Below are 268 nucleotides of genomic sequence, written 5' to 3'. Positions count from 1 at the left end.
GCTTGTAGCTCAGGTGGTTAGAGCGCACCCCTGATAAGGGTGAGGTCGGTGGTTCAAGTCCACTCAGGCCTACCAAATTCGCCTCCGTGCTGTGTTACGGCGATGCTCGCATACTTCAGTATGCTTCGCACCACCGCGCCTTGCCCGGAAACGAATTAGGGTACAGAGATTAGCATTTACGATGGGGTTATAGCTCAGCTGGGAGAGCGCCTGCCTTGCACGCAGGAGGTCTGCGGTTCGATCCCGCATAGCTCCACCATCCTTACTG

1 tRNA gene is annotated in these 268 nt (G+C 56.3%); it reads left to right on the top strand.

Going from position 1 to position 268, the window contains the following annotated elements:
• The first annotated feature begins 183 nt into the window (after positions 1-183).
• Positions 184-259: transfer RNA gene (locus tag OGX97_RS00010), tRNA-Ala, on the top strand.
• Positions 260-268 lie beyond the last annotated feature (9 nt).

The sequence above is a fragment of the Citrobacter sp. Cpo061 genome, assembly GCF_030332845.1.
Classification (GTDB): domain Bacteria; phylum Pseudomonadota; class Gammaproteobacteria; order Enterobacterales; family Enterobacteriaceae; genus Citrobacter; species Citrobacter portucalensis.
Note: the sequence above shows the minus strand (reverse complement) of the source record. Positions and strands in the feature narration are given on the sequence as shown.